12 protein-coding genes are annotated in these 23,049 nt (G+C 56.2%); 9 read left to right on the forward strand and 3 right to left on the reverse strand.

Going from position 1 to position 23,049, the window contains the following annotated elements; genetic code table 11:
• Positions 1-496: 496 nt before the first annotated feature.
• Positions 497-2,590, reverse strand: coding sequence for an ankyrin repeat domain-containing protein (locus tag AYB31_RS16735; RefSeq protein WP_068829848.1), 2,094 nt, complete (start codon positions 2,588-2,590; stop codon positions 497-499).
• Between the two features lie 572 nt (positions 2,591-3,162).
• Between AYB31_RS16735 and AYB31_RS16740 the strand changes: the two genes are divergently transcribed.
• The 3 genes from AYB31_RS16740 to AYB31_RS22070 all read left to right on the forward strand — a co-directional run bounded on the left by AYB31_RS16740 (position 3,163) and on the right by AYB31_RS22070 (position 5,976).
• On the forward strand, positions 3,163-4,188 hold the full coding sequence (locus AYB31_RS16740; protein WP_082805332.1) for a hypothetical protein: 1,026 nt from the start codon (positions 3,163-3,165) through the stop codon (positions 4,186-4,188).
• Positions 4,189-4,332: 144 nt separating this feature from the next.
• Positions 4,333-5,526 (forward strand): hypothetical protein, encoded by a 1,194-nt coding sequence (locus AYB31_RS16745; protein WP_068829849.1) that lies wholly within the window; start codon positions 4,333-4,335, stop codon positions 5,524-5,526.
• Between the two features lie 213 nt (positions 5,527-5,739).
• Positions 5,740-5,976 (forward strand): hypothetical protein, encoded by a 237-nt coding sequence (locus AYB31_RS22070; RefSeq protein ID WP_068829850.1) that lies wholly within the window; start codon positions 5,740-5,742, stop codon positions 5,974-5,976.
• Here AYB31_RS22070 and AYB31_RS16755 read toward each other — a convergent pair.
• On the reverse strand, positions 5,973-7,010 hold the full coding sequence (locus tag AYB31_RS16755; protein ID WP_068829851.1) for a hypothetical protein: 1,038 nt from the start codon (positions 7,008-7,010) through the stop codon (positions 5,973-5,975). The two genes, AYB31_RS22070 and AYB31_RS16755, sit on opposite strands and share 4 nt — an antisense overlap.
• Positions 7,011-7,152: 142 nt before the next feature.
• Between AYB31_RS16755 and AYB31_RS16760 the strand changes: the two genes are divergently transcribed.
• A complete protein-coding gene (locus AYB31_RS16760; protein WP_153020739.1) occupies positions 7,153-8,016 on the forward strand; it encodes a DUF7828 domain-containing protein in 864 nt (287 codons plus the stop codon).
• A gap of 6 nt (positions 8,017-8,022) precedes the next feature.
• Here the strand turns inward: AYB31_RS16760 and AYB31_RS16765 are convergent, their stop codons facing one another.
• A complete protein-coding gene (locus AYB31_RS16765) occupies positions 8,023-8,997 on the reverse strand; it encodes a helix-turn-helix transcriptional regulator (RefSeq protein WP_082805333.1) in 975 nt (324 codons plus the stop codon).
• 259 nt (positions 8,998-9,256) lie between these two features.
• Between AYB31_RS16765 and AYB31_RS16770 the strand changes: the two genes are divergently transcribed.
• The 5 genes from AYB31_RS16770 (at position 9,257) to drmA (ending at position 23,047) form a co-directional block, all read left to right on the forward strand.
• A complete protein-coding gene (locus AYB31_RS16770) occupies positions 9,257-11,008 on the forward strand; it encodes a ThiF family adenylyltransferase (RefSeq protein WP_161489387.1) in 1,752 nt (583 codons plus the stop codon).
• A complete protein-coding gene (locus tag AYB31_RS22365) occupies positions 11,005-11,520 on the forward strand; it encodes a Mov34/MPN/PAD-1 family protein (protein ID WP_082805334.1) in 516 nt (171 codons plus the stop codon). Before AYB31_RS16770 ends, AYB31_RS22365 begins: the two co-directional genes overlap by 4 nt.
• Before the next feature lie 180 nt (positions 11,521-11,700).
• The gene (gene drmD / locus AYB31_RS16775) at positions 11,701-14,823 is read left to right on the forward strand and encodes a DISARM system SNF2-like helicase DrmD (RefSeq protein ID WP_068829855.1); all 3,123 of its coding nucleotides are present in this window, start codon (positions 11,701-11,703) and stop codon (positions 14,821-14,823) included.
• Positions 14,820-18,896, forward strand: coding sequence for an Eco57I restriction-modification methylase domain-containing protein (locus tag AYB31_RS16780; RefSeq protein WP_068829856.1), 4,077 nt, complete (start codon positions 14,820-14,822; stop codon positions 18,894-18,896). The genes drmD and AYB31_RS16780 overlap by 4 nt, the downstream gene beginning before the upstream one ends.
• Positions 18,897-19,018: 122 nt before the next feature.
• Complete coding sequence (drmA, locus tag AYB31_RS16785) at positions 19,019-23,047, forward strand: DISARM system helicase DrmA (RefSeq protein ID WP_068829857.1); 4,029 nt, start codon at positions 19,019-19,021, stop codon at positions 23,045-23,047.
• Positions 23,048-23,049: the final 2 nt, after the last annotated feature.

The raw sequence follows: 23,049 nt of genomic DNA on the forward strand, positions 1-23,049 counted from the left end.
GCAGCTATCGCCAGTGGAGTTTGAAAAGCGCTATTTCCAGAGCTTGGAGAGTGTCTAGGAAAGCCGGGGCGATTCAGAAATCTCTACGCGGGCGGTCACAATGCAGGCTGGCCCCCTCATTGTTTCCTTCCCATAAGGTAAGAACTCAGAAATCGCGCCGACACCATGTGTGTGGATGAATTCAGCTTCGCCAAGACTCGTCACCTCACTCACCCCAGGCAAATGCAGAGGCTGGGGGCTGTGTCATTGAGACGAAGACTGTCATGGTAAATGTGTGCGGACTCCATCGCCTCGGGCTGAGATTGAGCAGTTGTATGAAAGGGACGCTTGAGCTGCGATGGGACACGCTTCTACTGTGTCCCACGCCCCTGGTCGCCGGTCGACCGGAAGGGGCCTAGTTGGTTGATGCGCGTTTCGACCACTAGCCTGAGTCGTCAGGGCTAGGGCTGTTTGCACATGATTTTCTACCTTAGGGCCACTAGCAGTGTTTGTCCGGTCACAGCCTTTGGGTTAGGTATTGCACAATCTCTCGGCGTTCGTGGCCTACAGCTACCCATAGCGCATCATAGGTCTGCAAAGGACTATTGCTGGGCATAAGGGGCAGTGCTGCGTCACCACCATGGCTTAGCAGGAGTTTAAACAGAGCTAGATCCCCAATTTCTGCGGCGAATAATGTTGGGGTCCACTCGGCTAGATGCTCCGGTTGAACTCGGTAGCGACGATTGGGGTTGGCACCGTGCTTGAGTAGGACTTCGATGACTTGACGTCTGTCTTCCAAGGGGCGTGAGTAGTATTCCTTAGTGGCTTGGAATAGGTCTCGGTAACGGGGGTTCTGCATCATGCTGAGCATGGAAAGACGGCGACTGGGTAGATCAACGTCCACTGCGACACCTTCTTTGGCGTCATACGCATCACTGCGAGTTGTGCCGTTGAAATAAAGTTCTTGCTCGATAGCGAATGCAATTTCTGGCCGTTTGCTGTGGTGGAATAGTGCCATTGCATAGCACAGCGCTGAGGCCTGGTATCCGCAGGAGTTTTCAGTTTGGGCACCTAGTTGTAGTAGTTGTTCGACGGTGGCCGCGTCAGCCATTTCTATGGCCCATTTCATCGGAGTTTCTTTTTTTGTGGAGGCGTGGCGGTTTACCGTTTCGACGGTCAGTCCCGCGCCGAGCAAGTGATACATGATGGCGGGATCTTTCTGGTCGCAAGCTCGGCGCATGGCATAACTGATCGGCCCTTCACCTGACTCCGGAATATAGTCGTTTGGGTCTCCGCCGTGTTCCAAGAGAGTCTGTACGTCAACCAGTGAGCCCATCATGACAGCCTGCATAAGCGGTGTTCGTCGTGTGCGCCCATCGGCGTATTTAACTTTTCGGTTTGGAGCCTCAAGAGCTTCGCTTGTGACGCGAAAGGGGCCGTCCAGAACCGCCATTTCCAGGACTGGCGGCACGCGATCATGTGCTTTTAATGGTTGGAAGCGATGCTCAAAGGCCAAGGCGAGGCTTCGGCGTTGTTGCTCATCAAATGGGCGTTTTGGCCAGTGGTTGATGCCTAGTAAAAAAGTCTTGTCCCAGAGGTGTTTTGCGACACGCTGCTCGCCAGCACCTACAGCGAAAAGCAGTGCCTCTGTGAGCAGTGCCTTCTGATTGGCCCCTTTTCGCCACCAGGCCTGTTCGACTGCTCGCAGGTATAGAGTCACGGCTTCACTGTGTGGTCGAGTGAAAGCGGCTAACCGCGCATCCAGCCAGTCATGCTGGTATTGGAGCTGTACTTGCTCTTGTTCTGTGCTTTGCCGGATCAGCTGTTGCAGCTGTTGAAGGTTTAGTCGAATGGTTTCCGCATGCGCTGTTGTTGACGCAAATAACTCTTCGGTTTCAATGATGAGCGGTATGGCCTTTTTACGAATACCGTGAAAAGACCACTGCGCTTCGCGTTGAGCAAAGCGGTTGATGACATCATCAAGCGATGAGGGGGAATGCGGGGGCGACTGGTTGACGGCTACTCGCAAAGCGATAGGGATGTTTTGCAGGCCAATCGCCACGATCAGCCAGCCTGTACTTAGCTCGATTTGCCGTTCGGACATAGCACCATCTGCACACGTCTCTACTTTCTTTCGGAACGGCCAGAAGCTTTTTTTGATTGGATTGCCTTGTAGCCAGCGTTGCAAGCTACGCATTTCAACGCTGAGGCAGGGCTCTAGACGTTCTAGTAGGGTTGCTTGCTCAATCGCCAACTGTGCAGAAAACCATTCAACCCAAGTATGGAAGGGGCGCACGCACAGGTCATTTAGAGGTGGTCCCGGCATCTGACGTTGAGCCGACTGAAGAAGGCCCCTGAACAACGGCAGTTGAATCGTCTCCCGGTAAAGGTCTTGGCCTTCCTCATCAGCCCAAGACATTTCATCAATGTTCTGCACAAGGATTTGTATCGTTGTGCGGGTGTGACGCCAAGCAGCGTCCAACCACTGATGCCAAGAGGGGCCACACTCTGCGTGCACGGCTTTAAGTAACTGCTGCTCAATCTCGGCGATCAACTCTGCGGTGGATTCAGGGCGGGCCTCGATAGCCGCATCGTCTAGGCCTTTATCCATGCCGCGCTCGTTTAAGAGCGGACGCAGGCCTGCATCGGTAAAAACGTGGCGAAGCAATTCTCCGAGTTTGGGCAGAGGACTTCTGGAAAACATTGGGTGTCCCTAGTGAAGAGGCGGGGCAGAAGCCCCGCGTTTTCCTTAATCAGCGTTTGTTCTTTTCAGCCGCACGAGTCGCCCGTGCTGTGAAACTGTCTTTGGATACCTGGCCGCCATTACCCTTTGCCTCGCTGGAATGGATTCGGGCCGCTGCTTCGCTAGTCATTGGGGTGGGCGAGGTTGTCTTAGATTGCTGGGTCATGATTGCTCTCCTGATTATGTGCCATGAGCGGCACTAAGGAGATCATCCCGTCCAGCTCCACGTAGCGCACGACAGGCTACCGAGAACATTTACGAATTTTCGGGATGATAGGTTTTAGGCGGCTGGCGGTTCGAGCTTGCTTGCTAAAGCGAGTCAGTATGATGGCATCATGGTGGCAACTTTACCGTCTGAGATACTGACTCAGGGGGCAAGTTTTCTTCATATGTCCCTTCATCATTGTCGCCGCACATCACGGCGCTAAGGATCAGCCCCAATGCTTTATGAGTTGACTGTGCCGGCCCTAGTGGACAGTCGTCGAGTCCCTATCGAGCGCCCGGATGCCTTGGGGATTAGCGAAAAGCACATTGAGGAGTTCTTGGCTTCTCACCTTGTTGAGTTGATTCCCGAAGAACAGCTCATGCTGCTGGCTCAAGAGCGGCAGTTTCAGGAAGAGGCCGATATTTTGGCGCTCGACCGGAAAGGAACCCTGTACATCTTCGAGTTGAAACGGTGGCAATCGAGTGCGGAGAACCTGCTCCAGGTCATGCGCTATGGCCAGAAATTTGGTCGTTACACCTACGCTCAGCTGGAGACGATGGTGCAGAGACAGCAACGCTTGCAGGGTGCCTTGAGTGCTCGGCACCAAGAGTACTTTGGGCTTGAAGCGCCGCTGAAGGAGCAGGAGTTCAATCAAGATCAGCGCTTCGTTGTGGTAACCAATGGTGTGGATCGTGACACCTTGGAGGCCATTCAGTACTGGTCGAAAAAAGGCGTCCACATCGACAGCCTGACCTACAAGCTTTACCGGGTGGGAGGTAAGCCGTTCATTCAGTTCGATACCTACAACCCCGAACTGGATCTGTTGATGGAGGCTAACCCCGGCATCTTCATCGTCAACACCAACCGTACCTACATGGACGATGCCTGGCGCGACATGCTCGGTGATGGCAAGAAAGGAAAAGCGGCGGCTTACTATGACCGCAAGAACGCGGTGCGGAAGATCGGAAAGGGATCGACCGTGTTCCTGTATCACACAGGAGTTGGGGTCATTGCCAAGGGCAAGGCAACTGGTGGTGTACAGGCCACCGACTACGAGGGGGATGTGGACGAGCAGTTCTTTGTCCCGCTCCAGTTTGAGTGGTCGCTGCCGGATCCGGAAAGCTGGTCGTCACGGGCACCCAAGGCCTACGAAATCAATGCATCGACCGGGGCTAGCAACCGTTTTCGCCAGACAGTGTTCAACGCCTCGGAAGAAATGCGGGATGCGATCCAGGGCGTGTGGGTTGCACGCAAAGGCTGATTCCTCACTCGACATGCCCTTTCGTTCGAACGGGCCTGCCTGAGGACGCTGACTTGAGGTGAACTGGTCGAGTTGTGCTCTCCGAGTAGGTATGTAGTAGGCAGCGACAGATTTATGGTTATTCGACGTAAGGAAGAACTACGCATGGACGTCACCATGATTCAGCACCCCGTCGGACAAGGCGGGATGTTCAGCGGTCAGCTTCAGGAGGGAAACTCAGTCCTGCGCTGGGTCTATGACTGCGGCTCCAACCAGCAAGATCGCCTCAACGAAGAGATTCTTTCCGTCGCGGCCCAAGGGATGATTGACCTGCTGTTTCTGTCTCACTTGGACAGTGACCATGTCAACGGCGTTGACCGCCTGCTCGCGGCGACCAGTGTGGCCGAGGTGGTTCTGCCCTATCTGAGCGCAGCTGAGTTTGCGCTTGCTGTGGTTCAGGATGTGGTAACCGGTGCGCTCTCTGGCACCTTTCTGGAGTTCGTGGCCGACCCGGCGAAATGGCTGATTGGCCGTGGCGTTAGTACCGTGAGTTTTATTCGAACTACCGGCGAAGACCAACCGTTGGGTGAGTGGCGGATTCCGGAACCAAAGCGCGAGGACGACACTCGCCGCCTCAAGGTGCGATGGCCGGCAGCGGCGGTAACGAAGCGAGCGGTGAAAACAGCGACCGTGCAGGATATTGCGGCGGGCGCAGTGGCCAGCATTTCAACAAATGGTGCAAAGGTGGACTGGCTGCTTGTTCCCTATGCGCACAAGCCTTCCAAGCAGCAAATGAAAGACTTCAATAGGGCGTTGGAGTGCTGCTTTGGAAAGGGGTTGACCCGTTCAGCTATTGTGCGCCATGCCCGTGACGAGAACGGGCGTGTGAAGCTGAAAGAGTGCTATCACCAGTTGTGGAGCGACCATAATAAGGTCTCCATGTCGCTCTATGCTGGGCCGCAAACATCCCCTCACATCACCAGCCTGCAACTGCCGTTCAGCCAGTGGCGAAGGGGAGCGTCGGCAGCACCTCGTGCAGAGGTCGGTTGGCTAATGACGGGCGACGCCGACCTTGCATCATGTCGTAGGCTGGACGCTCTGTTGAGCTATTACCGTCCGGTGCGAGATCGTGTGAGCGTGCTGGTGTTGCCGCATCACGGCTCAGCGTTGAGCTTCCATTGGGATCTGGTCCCTAGCTTCTCGAATGTAAGCGCCTGCATCGTGGCGGCTGGGCGCAACCAGTACGGGCATCCACACTCTTGGGTATATGAGTGCGTGACGAGTTTTCTGGGGTCTCAGGGATGGCATCAGGTCAGTGAATGCCCCACTAGCGGTTTTGGTGTGCGCGCCGTGCTATGAGCTGGCTCTCGCTGAGTAAGGCTGCGTAACTGCGCGTAATTTGGCCTTATGGTCAATCGACCCCCTCGTTTCACCCGTGTCTGGCGAGAGTCCCAACTGGGACTGGTCACCAGCACCCCGGTCGCTGGTCGACCGGAAGTAGGCCAGCTGGTTTACACCTCTATTGCCCACTAGCCTGATCTGTCTGAGAGCGGGCGGTTGGGACCAAAAGAAATGAAAAAGGCGGTTGAGCAGGACACGCTGGTGGCGCTGATCGAGAGCGGGGCGGCACGGGAGTTTCGGGCGACGCGCGGGCCGGGTGGTGAGGGCTGGAGCCTGAGTACCCGACTGGGCAGATTTTGGTTGCCGGTGCGCTCGCGGCGGGAACCGGTCAGGACCTGGGCGAGCCTGACCGCGCTGGGACGCTTTTGCGAGACGGTTGGAATCCGCAGTTTGAGCGTGGAGTTTTAGCTGGTGATAGCGGGTTCACTCGTCTCGATACGTTGAGTATCCATTTCGCTGCTGGCACTGGTGGTTTTCTTCAAGGCCGCAGGCAGTGGTGGGCCCATATAGGTGCCGAGCAGGTGGCTGCGGTCGAAGCTGAACACATGGTAATGGGGGCTTTCCAGGCAGCGGCCCACCAAGGGGACACGGTGGTCGGGTTTGCCTGGCAGCAGTTCAACGCTGCCGCCACAGAGTGGGCAATCGGCCGTAAAGCGCACGAGCCGAATCCATTTTTCTCCTGCGTGACGATACATCTCCAACTGGCACGGGTCTTCGCTAAACGCGACTACAGCGCCGGGTGCACTGACCACCCGATGATCGAGCAGTTGCCACCAGGGGCGATAAACCTCATGCCAGACGAGCCCGAACGTGGCAGTGGTCACCAACAGCTTGACCACGTGGCCGAGGGTTAACGGCTCGTTCGATAGCCACATCCCGAAAATCGACAGCGCATACATCACCACCCACCCAGCGGATAGCAGCAAGATACTGCCGAGGAAAAACTTACCTTTGCTGCTGCGATTGCGCACCTCGCCATTCTTCAGCCACCAGCGTAGCCAGTGGGCGGGTTTGACTTCGCCTTTTTCGGTGCGTCGGTAGGTGATGTCGAGCGGGGCGGTGGGTGTTTCGTCGGCGTCATCGGTATCGAGCGCACGTTCCTCCAGAGCTAGCCAGAACTGGCTGATGTTGCCTTTTCCGCCCCCAGTGACATCCCGCAAAACCAGCGTATAGCCGGGAGCCAGCGCGTGGGTACGGGCGCTGAGTGCAGCGCGAAGATCCTTGGTGCGAGGCACCCATTTATTGGCGTCGATCAACTGCGGATTGCCATCCGGATGGCAGGCGGCGACGAAGTTGTCGCGCACGAACTGCACCGGTTCAGCCTGGCCGCCCTCCAAGCGCCGCAACGTCTCCGCGACCATGTGGCGAATGATGCTGTTGGCCTTTCCCGAACCAGGGTCGGTCAAAAAGCTTTGGTGCAGCGTCCGCAGTGCATCCTGCATGTCCATTTTCCCTAAAGGCTCTATTCCGGGTGTTTTTGGCCAGTTTAAACCTCCGTAAACCCCGTTTGTGGAGGTTTGGGGGCTGTTTGGCGTTTCGGCGGCGATGACTCTGGAGTCCTTCTTAACACCGGAGGACGCCATTATGTCGATGTTTGTTGCCCTGAACAGCCAGCAGCAGTTGGTCACCATCCACGAGGTCGCACGTGGACTTGCCTGCACTTGTACCTGTGTGGCGTGTGGCGAGGTATTGATCGCACGCCAAGGGGCACTGAACGAACACCACTTCGCCCACTACTCGAATAAGGTCAGCTGCGAAGTCGGGCGCGAAACGCTGTTGCACCTCTATGGTAAGCAGGTGATTCGGGAGGCGATGGGGCTCCAGATTCCGCATCTGCCAGACCACGCTCCAGCGTTTGGCGATCTGTCGAGCTGGTGGGACTTTGAGTCCGTTCAGGATGAGGTCTGGATGGACAACTTCAGGCCCGATCTTGTCGCGCATCTGCGTGATGGGCAGCGCTTGCTGATTGAGGTCGCAGTCACCTCATTCATCGATGACGAAAAGCGGGAGCGGATTAATGCGGCAGGGCTATGGGCTCTAGAGATTGACTTGAGCGGCTTGTTCAATGGGCAGGAGGCGATTCCTTCGGAAGCGATTCGTCAGCAGATTCTGCATCGAGTTGACTGCAAGCAGTGGGTATATCCAGAGCCGGTAGAGGCGGCAGTAGAACTGGAGATCCCACCGGTTGCCCCCCTTCCTTTGGCGAAACCCCAGATGGCAGAGTATCGCTACACCATCCAAGGAATGTGGGTGACAGCACGGCTGTTGCCCTCAGGATCTCTGGCGGTGCGCTCACTCGCCTACAGTCCCCAGATCAGAGATCTGCTCAAAACCATGGCATACCAGTTCGGTGGGTACTACAAGCCAGCGTATCGCAATTGGATCTTTCCAGCAGAGGTCACCCCGAGGCTTATCGAACGGCTTGAGGGTTGCGCGCTGATGGGGTGACTCTGCTCATGGGGCAAACGACCAAGCAGGAACACCGGCCGCGAGAAGCTCGTGTTTGTTCTCCAGATAAAGGTGTTGGGCCTTTGGGTTGCCGGTCGCTGAGTCCGTGACATCTATATTCCACTGCCGGAGGAAGTAGCCGACGAGGCATGCCTTTAGCTCAACATATTTGGCCTCGCCGGTGATGTCGTAATCAAGGCGAATGCTGTCCAGATGCTCGGCTGCCGGATGCGGAACAAGCCGCAAGCGAACGTCAGTTGTCCAATGGGGGTCGTTGTCGAGCTTGGCTTCTGACGGCTCGCCAGGGTGGGCGGATGTGAATCGCGCGAGGTTGAAATCCCGAAAGTCTTCTTTGGCATGGTCGAAGCAGCGGATATGCCAGCGCAATCCGTCATGCACCATCGCCAGTGGGGACAGTACGCGCTCTCGGTGTCCACTGCTCATCGAGCCATATTCGACCGTCATCTGCCGGCCTAGGTAGATGCAACGCGTAATCGTGCTCACCAGGGATAACGGAATCTTCCTTTTGATGCTGGAGCTGATCCAGCCAGGTAGACGCTTGGCATGCTCAGAGTCCATGGCGATTGCTCGCTCACCGACGAGTGAGAACAGCGCCTGATTAACGTCATGCTGGAAGTGGGGCTTACCTTCGGACAGGACGTAACACTTTTGCCTCAGGTCATAACGCAGTACATCGGGAGCCAATTCTGAGTACAGGGACAGATCTTTCGTGGCCGCAGGTTCACTGATTCCGAAGCGGGACACTAGATCTTTTCGACTGACCTGGCCGGTGAACAAGGCGAGGAACTCAATGTAGAACAGTCGTTCGCGCTGGATGTCTCGTTGCTGATCCATGTGTTGGCTTAGCTTGGCTTGAGTAGAGTATTTCAGTCTAGCAGGTGGGCATAAAAAAAGTGACAGGATAAAAAGTATGACGTGATAAAAAGTATTTGCGTTGTTTTGATCTGGGCGTATAGTCATGGCTGTGGTGCCTGGTTTGGACAAGTGTTGGTCTCGTCTAGGTGCCCCCCCCAATCCTTGGTTTCACCTTCGCTGTATAGGAGTATTTCGATGAGCCAGCGTGACAAGCCCGAACACCCGCACAAACCCGATCATCCCGGCCGGCCAGAACATCCCGGTCACCCCGATCATCCTGATGTACCGCCAGGGCCGCCGATTGATCGCCCCAATCCTGGGAACGGTGCGCCCAAGCCTCCGAGCCACAGGCCGGTGGGCTGACATGAGCGGCTGGTGGAATCGCTACCCGCTTGAGTTCGAGGCCGAGAAATCGGCTCTCGACGCGCTGGGGTGTTCGTGGCGAATCGATGAGGGCGAGTGGCAGTCGGGGCGTTTAGCCATCGACATCGAGTTGCTGCATGGGGAGCAGCGGTTTCGCTTAACGGCGGAGTATCCGGATAGCTATCCGTATTTCCCGCCTCAAGTGACTCTGCACGAGCATGTGTTGCAACGGCATCAGCATCCGGTTGGTAGGAACTTGTGTCTGTTGGCCAGGGAGGGCGAGGACTGGCGACCGGGTCAGGACACGCTCGCGTGCCTTTTGGCGCAACAGTTCCCTGTGGTTTTGGCGGTCAATGCTGCCGAACTCTCATCTGACTTCGTAGCCGAGCACGAGGATCATGTTGGGGAGCCGTTTTCATCGTTTGTACCAACTGACCCCAATTGCATGATCGTGGTGCCTGACGAAACACCAGGTGTCGAGATTGCTGGTGGGCGTTTGGTGCTTGATGTACGGGCTACTGCTCCAGCGGCGCATGACCGATTGCTCGTCAGTGGAATGATCAAGGCCATTCATGACCTGCGTGGCAATCCACTCATTGAGGTGGCTACTTGTGTTCCCGCGTTTTCCCAATCTATGACTGGGTTTTGGCTGCGTTTGCCGGAGCGTCCCAGCGTGGAATGTTCCAGTCAGGAAGTGGAGTTGGCGCAGCACTTCCTCAACCTCATGAAGTCTTCGCTCCCCGAATTTGAGAAAGCACTACATGCGGCCAAACCAGGCCAAACTCTCATCGCTGGTTTCGTTTATCGGGATGAGGTGGTGTGGCGAGAGAGTGCTGACGATTGGTTATTCCTCGCGGTTCGGGTTCGGCGCGAAGCCAAGCGCACAAGACCTGCGCAAGTACAGTTAGCCCTCGTTCGGGCAGATTGGGGTGGTGAGAATGCTTGGATGCGACGGGCTCCGGCTTTGCTTCCTCTTCGCGGCAAGTCGGTCATGGTTGTCGGTTTAGGTAGCCTAGGCTCGCCACTTGTACTGCACTTGGCGCGTGCCGGTGTGGCGCAGATGGAGCTGATCGACTGCGATTGGTTGCAGGTCGGTAACACCGTGCGCTGGGCTCTCGGCTGGCAGTACGCCGGACTACATAAGGCGCATGCCCTGGATCTTCATTTAAAACATGAATATCCCTATACATCGGTAAAGCCGCATCACCTACATATTGGGTCGACCGTCTCCCATGGCGATATGACGGACTATCAGCGCCTGCGCTCTATAAGCGAGGGCTGCGATCTGATCATCGATGCGACAGCCAATCACCGGGTTAGCCATTTTCTTGCGGATCTGGCCCGAGAGCTGGGCAAACCTTATCTGTGGCTCACCACGACTCATGGTGCCGCTGGAGGTGTTGTTGGGCGTGTCATTCCAGGAAGGACGGCGGGGTGTTGGCATTGCTTTCAGCATCGTCTGGCGGATGGTTCTATCCCCTTGCCCGCTGACTCCGGGGGGAAAGCAATTCAGCCGGGAGGGTGCTCCCAGGCGACATTCGTCGGTGCTGGCCTAGATAGCGATGAGGTCGCTTTACTGGCTTCCAGATTGGCGGTGGCGACCTTGGTCTCGGGAGCAGAAGGGGGCTATTCCGATTTCAATTGGAATGTGGCAGTCGCGGATTTCTGGCGGGACGGATTTTCCATCGCTCCGGAATGGGCGACCGATCAACTCCACTCTCATCCCAGCTGTGCGCACTGTAATTCCGTATGACTGTTCTATGGATTGAGGCGCAGGCGCTCTGCGAGTTAAACGCCGAAGCCTGTCGCGCCTTCCCTCAAGAAACAGGCGGAGTGTTGGTGGGGTATGTCGCTGATGGTCAGCAGCCGGTTGTAATTACTGTGATTGGTCCAGGTCCGGCTGCGGTTCATCAGCGAGACAGGTTTCAGCCTGATCATCAATGGCAATGCGAACAGCTTGACGATCTATACGAGCGCTCATCGGGGCGGTTGGTCTATTTAGGTGATTGGCATACGCATCCTGATGGTTCACCGCAGATGAGCTGGCTGGATAGAAGAACAATCCGAGCCATCGCGAGGCATTCTCCTGCTCGATGTGCTCAGCCCCTTATGCTAATCGGCGGTGGTTCGTCTGAGTACTGGTTGTGGCGGGGGCATCGATACCGGTCTGCGCGATTGCTGGGAGTCCTGATCGATTGCGAGGTGTTGGAGGTGCATCAGTTTCGGGCAATGGACTCTCAGTTAATGCCTGGCCAAATGGGCTGAGGTATTGTGGCCCCCATCACGCCAAGGCGGGAATGTCCGCCCCAGAGCCTCTGAGAAGAATGCTAAAGCCGTGTGACTGACTTGCACCGCTCTCCTGCCATTGTTTATGGCGAGTAAGCACAATCGAAAACGCGAATCTCCAGCCCAATTGATAAAGCTCGAGATATAGAGGTAATAAGCATGACCGCACTTGCCGAAGGCATCGGCTATCGCCAGCTTCCCGAACCAGGCCAGTTGGTGGAGGTTCGCCGCAGGCAATGGGTCGTGGCAGAAGTGAATGGATCCAATCTTGGGGAGCGTCGTCAGCATCTGATCACGCTCAACTCGATTGACGAGGATGCCTTGGGTGAAGAACTCCAGGTGATCTGGGAGATTGAGCCTGGTGCACACGTTATCGAGCGTGCGGGTCTCCCTGCTCTCACTGGTCAAGATGATGCCGAAACCCTGGACGCTTTTCTAGACGCGGTGCGCTGGGGGGCTGCCACCAATGCGGATCGTGGTTTCCTTCAGGCCCCTTTCCGTAGCGGCGTGAGTATTCAAGGTTTCCAGCTTGATCCACTCGTCCGCGCGATCGATATGGCGCGAGTGAATCTTCTGATCGCCGACGATGTGGGTCTTGGTAAAACAATCGAAGCTGGCCTGGTGATTCAAGAAATGCTCCTGCGGCATCGGGCTCGCTCGGTGCTCATCGTTTGTCCGGCGTCTCTTCAGGAAAAATGGCGTATCGAGATGTTGGAGAAATTCGGTCTCGAATTCCGCATCGTAGATAGTGGGTACATCAAGCAGCTGCGTCGTGAGCGTGGCATCCATGCCAACCCATGGAACTCTTTCCCACGGCTGATCACCTCCATGGATTGGGTCAAGACGGGCGAGGGCCTGCGCTCTTTCCGTGACATCCTGCCGTCGCATGTCACCTATCCGCGCAAGTTTGATCTGCTAGTGGTGGATGAGGCACATCACGTCGCACCCTCCGCTACGGGTGAGTACGCGGTGGAGAGTCAACGTACACGCCTCGTTCGCGCAATCGCTCCGCATTTCCAGCATCATTTGTTCCTGACCGCTACGCCGCATAACGGCTACACCGAATCCTTCACTTCTCTGCTGGAGCTTTTAGATGATCAGCGTTTCGCTCGAAACATCCTGCCAGAGGAAAAACAGCTTGCGCAGGTGATGGTCCGTCGTCTGAAGAGCGAGATCACTGATGAGAAAGGTCAGCGTATCTACGCTACGCGCAGGCTTGAAGTCTTACCTATTGATTACATACCGGTCGAGCGCGAGATACATCGCAAGCTCATGGCCTACTGTGCCAGTCGCGAGAAAGCTATAGATGAGTCTGGCGTCACTGGCGCATCCTTCGTTAACCAGTTACTCAAGAAACGCTTGTTCTCCTCGCCGGCTGCATTCGCCAGCACGCTCGAAAAACACCTGGCGACTTTGGCGAACGACGGTGTCGAAAAATCGAGCGTCGATCTGTCCGATCGAATTTTGCTCAAGGCGATTCAGCGCGCCGAAGAGGATTACGCTAAGGACGAAGACGTAGAGGACGCTCAACTGGAAGCCGTCGAAGTTGCTTCGCGGCGTTCTCGACCGTTGTCCGGAGAGGAGCAGCTGTTGCTGGGCGAGTTGCGATCATGGGCTCAACAGGCAATGAACCGTCTCGACTCCAAAGCGCACGCGTTGCTCGCCTGGATTGACGCGTACCTCAAGATCGATGGTGGATGGAATGGCAAACGTGTCATTTTCTTCACCGAATACCGCACCACGTTGGATTGGCTGCAACGCATTCTGGTCAACCACCTTGACGATCCTCAGCGCTTGTTGATCCTGCATGGTGGCAAGGACAGCGACGAGCGTGAGGACATCAAGGCTGCTTTCCAGGCCTCGCCGGACATCTCGCCGGTGCGCATCCTGCTCGCCACGGATGCAGCGTCTGAAGGTATTGACCTCCAGAATCACTGTAACTACCTCATCCATCTTGAGATCCCTTACAACCCCAATGTGATGGAGCAACGCAACGGTCGTATCGATCGTCATGGTCAGCGCGAGAAAGAGGTGGTGATCTGGCATCCGGCGGATGCGCGAGAAGATGCCGACTCGGTAGGTGGCCACAAGGAAGACATTCTGCGTGCCCTGAACAAGTTGGAATCCATGCGCGCCGATATGGGCAGCGTCAACCCGGTGATTGCGCCACAAATGTCTGGGTTGATCGAGGGCGCGCGGCGAGAGCTGGATACGCGTGCTGCCGAAGCTAAGCTCTCACGCTCCCGACGTTACGTGCGTGCTGCGGACAACGTAGTCGAGCGCGTCGCCAAGCTTCATGAGCGGCTGCTGGAAACAAGGGATGACTATCGTCTATCACCCGAACATATTCTCAACGCGGTCGAAACGGGATTGGCGCTGGCGGAAAAAGCTCCGCTTAAGCTAATCGATTTTCCAGGAGCAAAACCTGGATCCGTATTCGAACTACCACCTCTCGGCGGGGCCTGGGAACGTTGCCGCGAAGGCCTGGCTCACCCCTATACCCGCAAGATTCGCCCAGTCACCTTCGATCACGAGGTCGCGGCAGGTCGAGACGATTTGGTGCTCATCCATCTCAACCACCGCTTAGTTCAGATGTGTCTGCGCTTGCTGCGGGCGCAGGTCTGGTCAAGTGGTGAGGGAAAACCACTCCATCGAGTGACGATAAAAACACTGCCTGACGAGCAACTGGAATCGCCTGCTGTAGTGGTGGTTTCCCGCGTAGTGATTACCGGAGGCGATCATCACCGGTTGCACGAAGAGCTGACTGAAGCTGGAGGCTATCTGCGTGAGCAAGGTTTCAAGCGTGAGGAGACTCTGGGCCGTTTGAGAGGATGGTTGGATGCTGGGCGTCCAGTGAAATTGATGGATGAAGATTTCGACCTACTCACTGGTTGGTTCCGGTCGTCGGAGGCATCCATTTGGCAAGCCATCGAGGCGCGCTCACGTACACGCTTGGAGTCCCTTGGGAAGACGCTTGACGGCCGTAAGGTCAAGGAGCAGGAGGACATCCTGGCGGTGCTTGCTGAGTTGGAACGAGCCATTCGTGGGGAGCTTGTTCGAGACGAACAACCAGAACAGTTGGCCTTGTTTAGCGAAGATGAGCGTTTGCAGGTGCGTCGTGATCATACTGCTTTGCACGCGCGACTGAAGCGCATTCCGGATGAGCGAACTCAGGAGTGCGCCGCCATCGAATCACGCTATGCCGATCCGCAAGATCATACCTTCCCCGTTTCCATCATTTTCATCGTGCCCGTATCGTTCGGCCAAGGAGGCCGTGCATGAAAGCTATCGACATCCATGACGAGTGGCTTTCGCTGATCGAAGTTTCCGGCCCCTTCCTTGCTAAACCAGTTTTGAATAAGGTTTTTTCCACGGGGCTGCCTGCTGCCGATCAGCGCATCCGCAAACATTTGCGCCAGGCTTATGACGAGTGGTGCGAGGCGCGCGATGGCGATGATCCGCGCTTCGAGGCTCTGCATAGCGCGTGGATTCGAGAGGTACTGGCTCGAGGTCTAGAGTTCGACGAATCGAACTCGGGAGACCTCCTCAAGCATGGGCAAAGTTTGCCAGCCAGCGTGGTCGTCGCCATACCCGAGCATGGGGTTATCCTCTCGCCTGACTATGCCTTGGTCGCTAGTGACGAAGCGCGGCTACTGATCAAGTCCTACCCTGCCGGTACGCTGCTTCAGGCGGCTATTGATGTGGATGGCTGGGCGGCGAGCCCGGCCGAGCGGATGGAACGGCTCTGCCGAACGTCCGGTTGCCGGCTGGGTCTAGTCACGGATGGTGAGCGCTGGATTCTGGTGGATGCTCCAGTGGGGGGCGTTGTCAGCTTCGCGAGCTGGTATGCACGCCATTGGGGGCCGGAGCCACTAGCTTTGCAAGCCTTCCTGGCCTTGCTGGGGGTGGCACGCTTCTTCGGCCCAGCGGGTGAGCGTTTACCCGCCTTGTTGGATGAATCGCTCCAGCATCAGGAAGAAGTCACCGATGCCCTGGGCGAGCAGGTTCGGCGAGCGGTCGAAGTGCTGATCCAAGCGCTGGACAAGGAGGATCGGGAGCGGTCACGTACGCTCCTGCAAGGTATCGAACCCGCAGAACTTTACGAGGCTGGTTTGACCGTGATGATGCGCCTGGTCTTTCTGCTTTCTGCCGAGGAGCGTAGTTTGCTACTGATGGGCGTGGGGGCCTACGAGCGTAATTACGCCATCTCCACTTTGCGCATGGATCTGCGTAAGGAAACCGAGGAGGTGCAAGAGCACCGTAACGATGCCTGGTCGCGCCTATTGGCGACTTTCCGGGCGGTGTATGGCGGCATTGAGCACGATTCTTTGCGTCTGCCTGCTTTGGGTGGTTCGTTGTTCGATCCGGATCGCTTCCCCTTTCTCGAAGGCCGAGTCAAAGGGTCGAATTGGCGTACGGATGCCGCCAGGCCATTGCCGATCGACAACCGTACTGTGTTGCTCCTGTTGGATGCTATTCAGCAATACGAAGGGCGCACATTGTCCTACCGCGCCCTAGACGTAGAACAGATAGGTTACGTCTACGAAGGTTTGCTTGAGCGTACCGTGTCGCGCACCAAGAGCGTGACCGTCGAATTGACTGGCGGCAAAGGTGCAAGGAAGACCCTCTATTCCCTGGACGAACTAGAAGCCCTACATCGTCAGGGTGTCGAGGTATTGGCCGATGCTCTAGCGGGGGCTGAGGCTACCAAGCGCAGTGTCTCGGCCATTCGCAACGATATGCATCGCACCGTCGGAGATGATGACGCCAGTCTTCTGCTCACTGCATGCGATGGTGATGAGGTCCTACGTGATCGTGGCAAGCTCTTCCTTGCTCTGATGCGTCGAGATCCATGGGGCTATCCACTGATATACCCGCAAGGTGCCTTCATTGTCACTGTCGGAACCGATCGGCGAGAGACAGGTACCCACTACACACCTAAATCCCTTACCGAGCAGATCGTCGAAACCACGTTGGAGCCAGTGGCCTATATCGGTCCGGCTGAAGGGCTACCGCGTGAGCAGTGGCACCTCAAGTCAGCTACCGAGTTGTTGGATTTGAAGGTCTGCGATCCAGCCATGGGATCGGGGGCGTTCCTCGTGCAGGTCTGCCGTTGGTTGGCCGAGCGTGTCCTTGAGGCTTGGGCCGTAGCGGAAAAGGCTGGCGGTTTCATCGCTGTCGAAGGCCAGGTGTTGGAGCGGCTGGATGGGCAGGAGGTTATGCCAGCCAACCCTGAAGAGCGCTTGGTGATCGCTAGACGTCTGGTTGCCGAACGTTGTCTTTACGGTGTGGACTTGAATCCGCTCGCAGTGGAGCTGGCCAAGCTGTCCATCTGGTTGGTGACCTTGGCCGAAGGGCGACCTTTTGGTTTCCTCGACCATAACCTCAAGTGTGGCGACAGCCTGTTGGGTGTGCATCGTCTGGAGCAGCTCACCGAGCTGAGCATGACTCCAGGCGGAAAAGGGCAACAGCGGCTCTTCGGCAAAAATATTGAGCAGGCTGTACATGAGGCAGTAGAGCTGCGTCAGCAACTGCGTGAGATACCGATTCGAGACATACATGATGTCGAGGCCATGGCTCGCCTTGACGCATGTGCGCGTGATCGACTCGAGGTGCCTGAGCGAATCGCCGATGCATTGATTGGGGATGTGTTCGCTGCGGGGGGAAATGGATCAGCCATAGAAACCAGTCTTAGGTCTCTCGCCATTCAAGCGGAGCAAGCTATCGATGGCAACCGTGACGCCATAACAGCCATCGTTGCACGGGCGAAGTTAACGTTAGCTGCCTATCTATCTACGAACCAGGCCCGCAGGCCTTTCCATTGGCCGTTGGAGTACCCAGAGGTGTTCGTACGGGAACGCACAGGCTTCGATGCCATCGTCGGAAACCCTCCGTTTCTGGGTAATCGTCTTTGGAAGGGAGCGATGGGTGAAAAATTGCAATGGCAATGCCAGATGATCCTTGGTGCGTCACCCGGAAAGATCGATTTGTGCATTGTCTTCCACCGTAGAGCGGTCGATCTGCTGCGGGGGGATGGCAGCTATGGCTTGCTCGCCACCAGCAATATCGCGGAGGGTAGTGCAGTCAGGGTCGGCTTAGGGGTCATCGTAGGGAGCGGAGACATCTTCTTCGCTAGGAAAGGCATGCCTTGGCCAGGAACTGCGGCAGTGGTGGTGGCGGTCGTCTCCTTTTTTAAGGGGGTATGGCAAGGACTGTGCGATGCAGAGGGGCGCAGCTGCGAGCGCATTGGGGCACGCCTAGAACCTGAGGCAGATGATGTTTGGATACCCAGAGAGCTGCCCCTTCCGATCTTCAGTTTCGAAGGAGTGAACAATAGCAAGGGGCTAGCGTTCGTTATCACTCGAGCTAGCCCTTGGTTTAGCCAGCTCAAGGAGGAGCCAAATAGCTTGTTGAAACCGTATGTCACCGGTGACGACATAACTAGTTCCGCGCTGCGTCGGACCGAGCGTTGGGCATTGGATATTGCTGACCGCAGTCTTGAAGAAATAGAGCAAAGTTGGCCAATTGCCCACCGATTTTTGACCGAAGTGGTTCAGCCTACTCGTACCCCTGAGGCGCTTAAGAGCTACAAAGGACTTTATGGACGCTGGTGGCAGTTCTGGAACCATCGAGCGGATCTCATGCGTCGGTTGCGCCAGCGAAAGCGTTTCATCGCGTTTGCGAAGGTCACAAAGTACCCATTTTGTATGTTGGCACCTGCTGATTGGATCTTTACCAACAAGGTTTTGCTAGTTGAGGCAGAAAGGGATGACCTTTTTTCTATTTGCCTAAGCTCGTTTTTCCGTAGTTGGCTTCATGCATTTTCAGTGCGTAGCCTAGGTGCCGATACCAATACACTTACACTGTCGATTCGAGAGTCTGTATCGACATTTTCTCTGCCGATTGCAGAGGTTTCGAAAGCTGGGGGCGATGCTGCAACGCGCTTTCAAAGTGCTGTCGCTATATGGAGCGCAGAGCATGAGTGCGGGCTTACGGATGTGCTGAATGCCGTCAATACGCCAAGTTGTGCAGACCCGACAATCATTGAGTTGCGACAGCTTATGGCCGCTATCGATGCTGAGGTCGCCGTGGCCTACGGTTGGACTGATCTCGATCTCGCTTACGATTTTAGGGCTTTCGGAGGCGGATCGGCCAACGATCCATGGCGTTGGGCGCTATCTGGCAGCGCGATCGCTGAACTTCTGAATAGGCTCACGGCTTTGAACCGTCGGCAGTTCGAGGCGCATTCCGCTGCCGACGATAGCTCGTCTTCCCGAAATCTGGCGAAGCGTGGTCGTCCGAAATCTGATCCGCCGATGATCGTGAAGGGATTGTTTGATGGTCTAGCCGGATGACTTCGCCATCCTCTGATGGCCAAGGTCGGATATTTGGAAAGCTTAATATCAAGAGCGCGCATTTAAAGAGTTGGGCGTCATGATCAGCAATTGTTCGCTTACTGGGGTTTCAGGAGTCCTGCATGGAAGAGCGTAACGAAGGTGTTTTCGACGCGTGGATCGTCATCGACAGAGGGCTTCAGCGTGATACTCGCCTGAGGGACAAAAGTGTTCGTTTAAAGGGGCAACACCCAGCATTGCGCGAAGGCGCTTGGCTTCTGGTTCTAGATGAGCGAGGAGTGGCCAAGCTGATCGGGCGCGCGATGCGCGTTCGGGCTGATGCTGATGGAACTACGGTTTTTTTCGACAAAGTGAAGTCCATCGTGCCGGGTATTGCTATCGGATCACTTGGGCTGCAACCACCGATCACCGGTAGCATTGTGCGCGCAGCTTGGACCGAGTTCGCCGAGAGTGTCAGCGGACTAGGCTTTACGCTCGCCGATGTGAAGCTGATCGCGGACAAAGCGTACATTCGTGAGTTGCTGCAATCGGCGATCGTAGATGACTTGCTCGGCCCGGCTGGAGGCCCGGAAGAACTGATCGTCGATATGAGCGTTCGCGATCGATACCTGGTTGGCAAGTTGGCACCTGTGGAGAGTGTCGAGCGAGGAGAGGATTACTCTATCGCCGAACCGGGAGAGGATGAAGATGAGCCCGTAGAGCTTGAACCGAAGGCGCGCGATAAGCAGTTGGATGTTCCAGATAGTTCAGGGGTGGACGAAGCGGATTCGGAGGCGGAGTTGGATGCTGCGTCCAACAAATCGTTGATCCCCTCCAGTCTCGGCTTCACCTTCTGTGTCGATGGTCAGGTAAACGCGCTAGAAGTCGAGGTGCGCTGGGGGCGTTATGTGCGTTCGGAAAGTGACGACCCATTGCATTCGAAGGTCGTGAAGAAGAAAACTCGTGATGCTGAAGGGCGGATCGTCGATACGGTGGAGGAAGTTCGCAAAGCGAAGTTATGGAAAAGGATTCCCTCTGGCGGAATCTTCACTTTGCCAATGATCGATGGCGCTCTTGCCCCCACGAGTGCGGACGCAAGCTGCCCCGAGGTGGTCGTTCGAGGGACGATTCACCCTACGAATACCAAAGGCGAGCGCTTGATCACTTTGTTTTTGGTCAACGCTCAGGTTGAGCCTCCGCAGAATCGCGATGAGGCGTGGGTGTTCCAACCAGAAATCATCGTCCGAGCTAAGGCAGGTAGCGATACGCTTTCTGTTTTCCGTCGGCGACCTGCACTTGAGGCCGAGTCTTTCAATCCGAACGATGAAGATCTAAATGAGCGCCTCGCTCTGGAAATGATCTATCGGGACAAAGTGGAGTTTGCGGTCGGCCATGGTGTTGCCGTGCATGCGACTGCCGCTGTCGAGGATCTCACCAAAGCGATCGAGCTACGAACGACGGTAATGCCTCAGTACGAGGTGCCTGTCACCGAGACGCCTGGGGGCGAAGTAGAAGACCGTCCGGCCATGCGGAAAATGTTTTCTGACGGCTCGCTCGATATGAAGCGACTCTCCGAGATGGAAAAGCCGCAGCTGATCGCGGCGCTCCAGGTGTTGACCGACGATTATGAGGCTTGGATCCAAGAGCAAGTTGCGAGCATTGAGCATGCCGTCGTCGGTTATGAAACGCAGGGTGAAGAAGCTATGTCGCGCTGCACAAAGATTCTCGATCGCTTGCGTGAAGGGATCTGCACTATTAATGAAAACGAAAAAGCGCTGAGCGCTTTTCGCTTCGCCAACCGTTCTATGGCTACTCAGCGGGTGCGTAGTGCCTATGCTGCCGGTCGTCGGGGCCAAAAGAGCAGGTCTTTGAGCGAGTTCGACGTTCCTGAGGTCCACACTTGGCGTCCTTTCCAGCTCGCCTTTCTTCTGCTTTCGGTGCCGGGGTTGGCTGACCCATTGCACTCTGATCGCACCGAACCACTGCAAGCCTACGCCGATCTGCTCTGGTTCCCAACAGGTGGTGGTAAGACTGAGGCTTACTTGGGGGTGGCGGCATTTGCCATGGCTATGCGTCGCTTCCAGGGGAATTTAGGTGGCTACGATAGCTCTCGTGGTCTCTCGGTCGTGATGCGCTACACCTTGCGGTTGCTCACTCTTCAGCAGTTTCAGAGGGCGGCCGCTTTGCTTTGCGCGATGGAGGTAATCCGTCGTGAGGCTATCGCCAAAGGTGACCGTTCCCTCGGTACCGTACCATTTACGATTGGGTTGTGGGTGGGCAACAAAGTTACGCCGGGCACTACGGATGAATGCAACGAAACCATCCGAACGCTGCGCAACCCGAATAAGAACCCTGCGGGATTGGCATCCCCAGCTCAGATTACTAGCTGTCCTTGGTGCGGTTCTGAGATATCAGCTGGGCGTGAGATTGAGGTGGATACCACCTTGAAACGTACCAGCATTTTCTGCGGCGACAAGTTGGGGAACTGCGAGTTTTCCCGTGGTCAGTCGAGCAGAATGGAGCATCCGGGGTTGCCGGTGCTAGTGGTGGACGAGGAAATGTACCATCGCCCACCGAGCATGCTGATCGCCACTGTCGATAAATTCGCCATGATGGCTTGGCGTGGCCAAGTGCGGAACCTGTTCGGTCGGGTGGAAAAAGAGTGCAGTCGTCATGGCCTCCTATGGCCCGGCGTTGACTGCAATAGTGGGCACAAGAAGAAGGACACTCATCCAACGGCGACCGTGCGTGCTATATCTCCGATTCGTCCTCCGGATCTGATCATTCAGGATGAGTTTCACCTGATAAGCGGCCCACTCGGTACCATGGTAGGTCTCTATGAGACTGCGGTGGACGAACTCTGTACGTGGTCTTATGGGGAGAGCCGAGTGCGGCCGAAGATCATTGCGTCTACCGCGACGGTGCGTCGTGCGAGACAGCAAGTCTCGGGTGTATTCATGCGTGATGTTTCTGTTTTCCCGCCGCATGGACTGGATGTTGGCGATAATTTCTTTTCGGTTCAGCGGTCTATCGAGAATCGTCCTGGGCGCCGTTATCTGGGGATTTGTGCCCCCGGCAGTTCGCGTCCGGCCATGCTCATCCGAGTCTATACAGCCGCTCTGACAGCCGCTCAGTCGTTGTTTGAGCGTTTTGGTGAACTGGCCGACCCCTACATGACTATGGTGGGGTATTTCAACTCGCTGCGGGAGTTGGGCGGTATGAAACGCCTGGCCGAGGACGATGTTCAGACCCGTTCTTATCGGGTCGCCATGAGCTTGGTCGAGCGCCCAGGGTTGGCTCAGCGAAGTGTATCCAACATCCGCGAGCTTACTTCTCGCGTTTCCAACCAGGATATTCCCAAGTATCTCAATGACCTTGAGGTGACGTTCAAGGCTGAATGGGACAAAGAAAAGCTTCGCTTCGTTACGCGTTGGGGCGAGGGCGATCAACGTGCCATCGACATCGTGTTGGCGACCAACATGCTCTCGGTCGGGGTGGACGTAAGTCGGCTCGGCATCATGGCGGTAAACGGTCAACCTAAGGGGACCGCCGAGTACATCCAGGCCACCAGCCGAGTGGGGCGGGCGTCTCCCGGTCTCGTTTGTTCCGTATTGACTTGGGCTCGTCCGCGCGATCTTTCCCATTACGAGACCTTCGAGCATTACCACGCGACTTTCTACAAGCATGTCGAGGCGCAATCTGTCACACCTTTTTCGCCAAGGGCTCTGGATCGGGGACTCACTGGTGTCATGCTCTCGAATATACGTGGTGAATATTCGAACTTCTCCCCGAATGAAGGGGCTGAACGCATGGACAAGGTGGATCGCGATGAGATGAAAAACACTATCTCGATCTTGGAGCGGCGAGCTGCGAATGTCGTCGATGCTTCTGCCAAGGAGACCATAAGTTCGATGCTGAAAGAGCGCGCCGACTTGTGGGTCAAGGAGGTCAAGCAGGGTGGGCGGATCTTGGCCTATGAGAAGAGGGGCCCCGATAGAGATCGAACCTATGCATTGTTGGAGTCTCCAGGCGGGAAAGCCTGGGGCAAGTGGACGGTGCCGATGTCGATGCGTGAAGTTGAGCCAGGTGTGCGCTTGATGATGGACTCCGATCGTATTTTGGAGGCGAAAGAATGGAAAGCCCGCCCGCTAGCGGCAGATAAGGACGAGTAGGT

Source organism: Pseudomonas sp. BMS12, from assembly GCF_001592875.1.
Lineage (GTDB): Bacteria > Pseudomonadota > Gammaproteobacteria > Pseudomonadales > Pseudomonadaceae > Aquipseudomonas.

Bases quoted from the DNA above. Each gene is read 5' to 3' on its own strand.
- AYB31_RS16735 (WP_068829848.1), bottom strand. From the start codon at position 2,590: ATGGATAAAGGCCTAGACGATGCGGCTATCGAGGCCCGCCCTGAATCC.
- AYB31_RS16740 (WP_082805332.1), top strand. From the start codon at position 3,163: ATGCTTTATGAGTTGACTGTGCCGGCCCTAGTGGACAGTCGTCGAGTC.
- AYB31_RS16745 (WP_068829849.1), top strand. From the start codon at position 4,333: ATGGACGTCACCATGATTCAGCACCCCGTCGGACAAGGCGGGATGTTC.
- AYB31_RS22070 (WP_068829850.1), top strand. From the start codon at position 5,740: ATGAAAAAGGCGGTTGAGCAGGACACGCTGGTGGCGCTGATCGAGAGC.
- AYB31_RS16755 (WP_068829851.1), bottom strand. From the start codon at position 7,010: ATGCAGGATGCACTGCGGACGCTGCACCAAAGCTTTTTGACCGACCCT.
- AYB31_RS16760 (WP_153020739.1), top strand. From the start codon at position 7,153: ATGTCGATGTTTGTTGCCCTGAACAGCCAGCAGCAGTTGGTCACCATC.
- AYB31_RS16765 (WP_082805333.1), bottom strand. From the start codon at position 8,997: ATGACTATACGCCCAGATCAAAACAACGCAAATACTTTTTATCACGTC.
- AYB31_RS16770 (WP_161489387.1), top strand. From the start codon at position 9,257: ATGAGCGGCTGGTGGAATCGCTACCCGCTTGAGTTCGAGGCCGAGAAA.
- AYB31_RS22365 (WP_082805334.1), top strand. From the start codon at position 11,005: ATGACTGTTCTATGGATTGAGGCGCAGGCGCTCTGCGAGTTAAACGCC.
- drmD (WP_068829855.1), top strand. From the start codon at position 11,701: ATGACCGCACTTGCCGAAGGCATCGGCTATCGCCAGCTTCCCGAACCA.
- AYB31_RS16780 (WP_068829856.1), top strand. From the start codon at position 14,820: ATGAAAGCTATCGACATCCATGACGAGTGGCTTTCGCTGATCGAAGTT.
- drmA (WP_068829857.1), top strand. From the start codon at position 19,019: ATGGAAGAGCGTAACGAAGGTGTTTTCGACGCGTGGATCGTCATCGAC.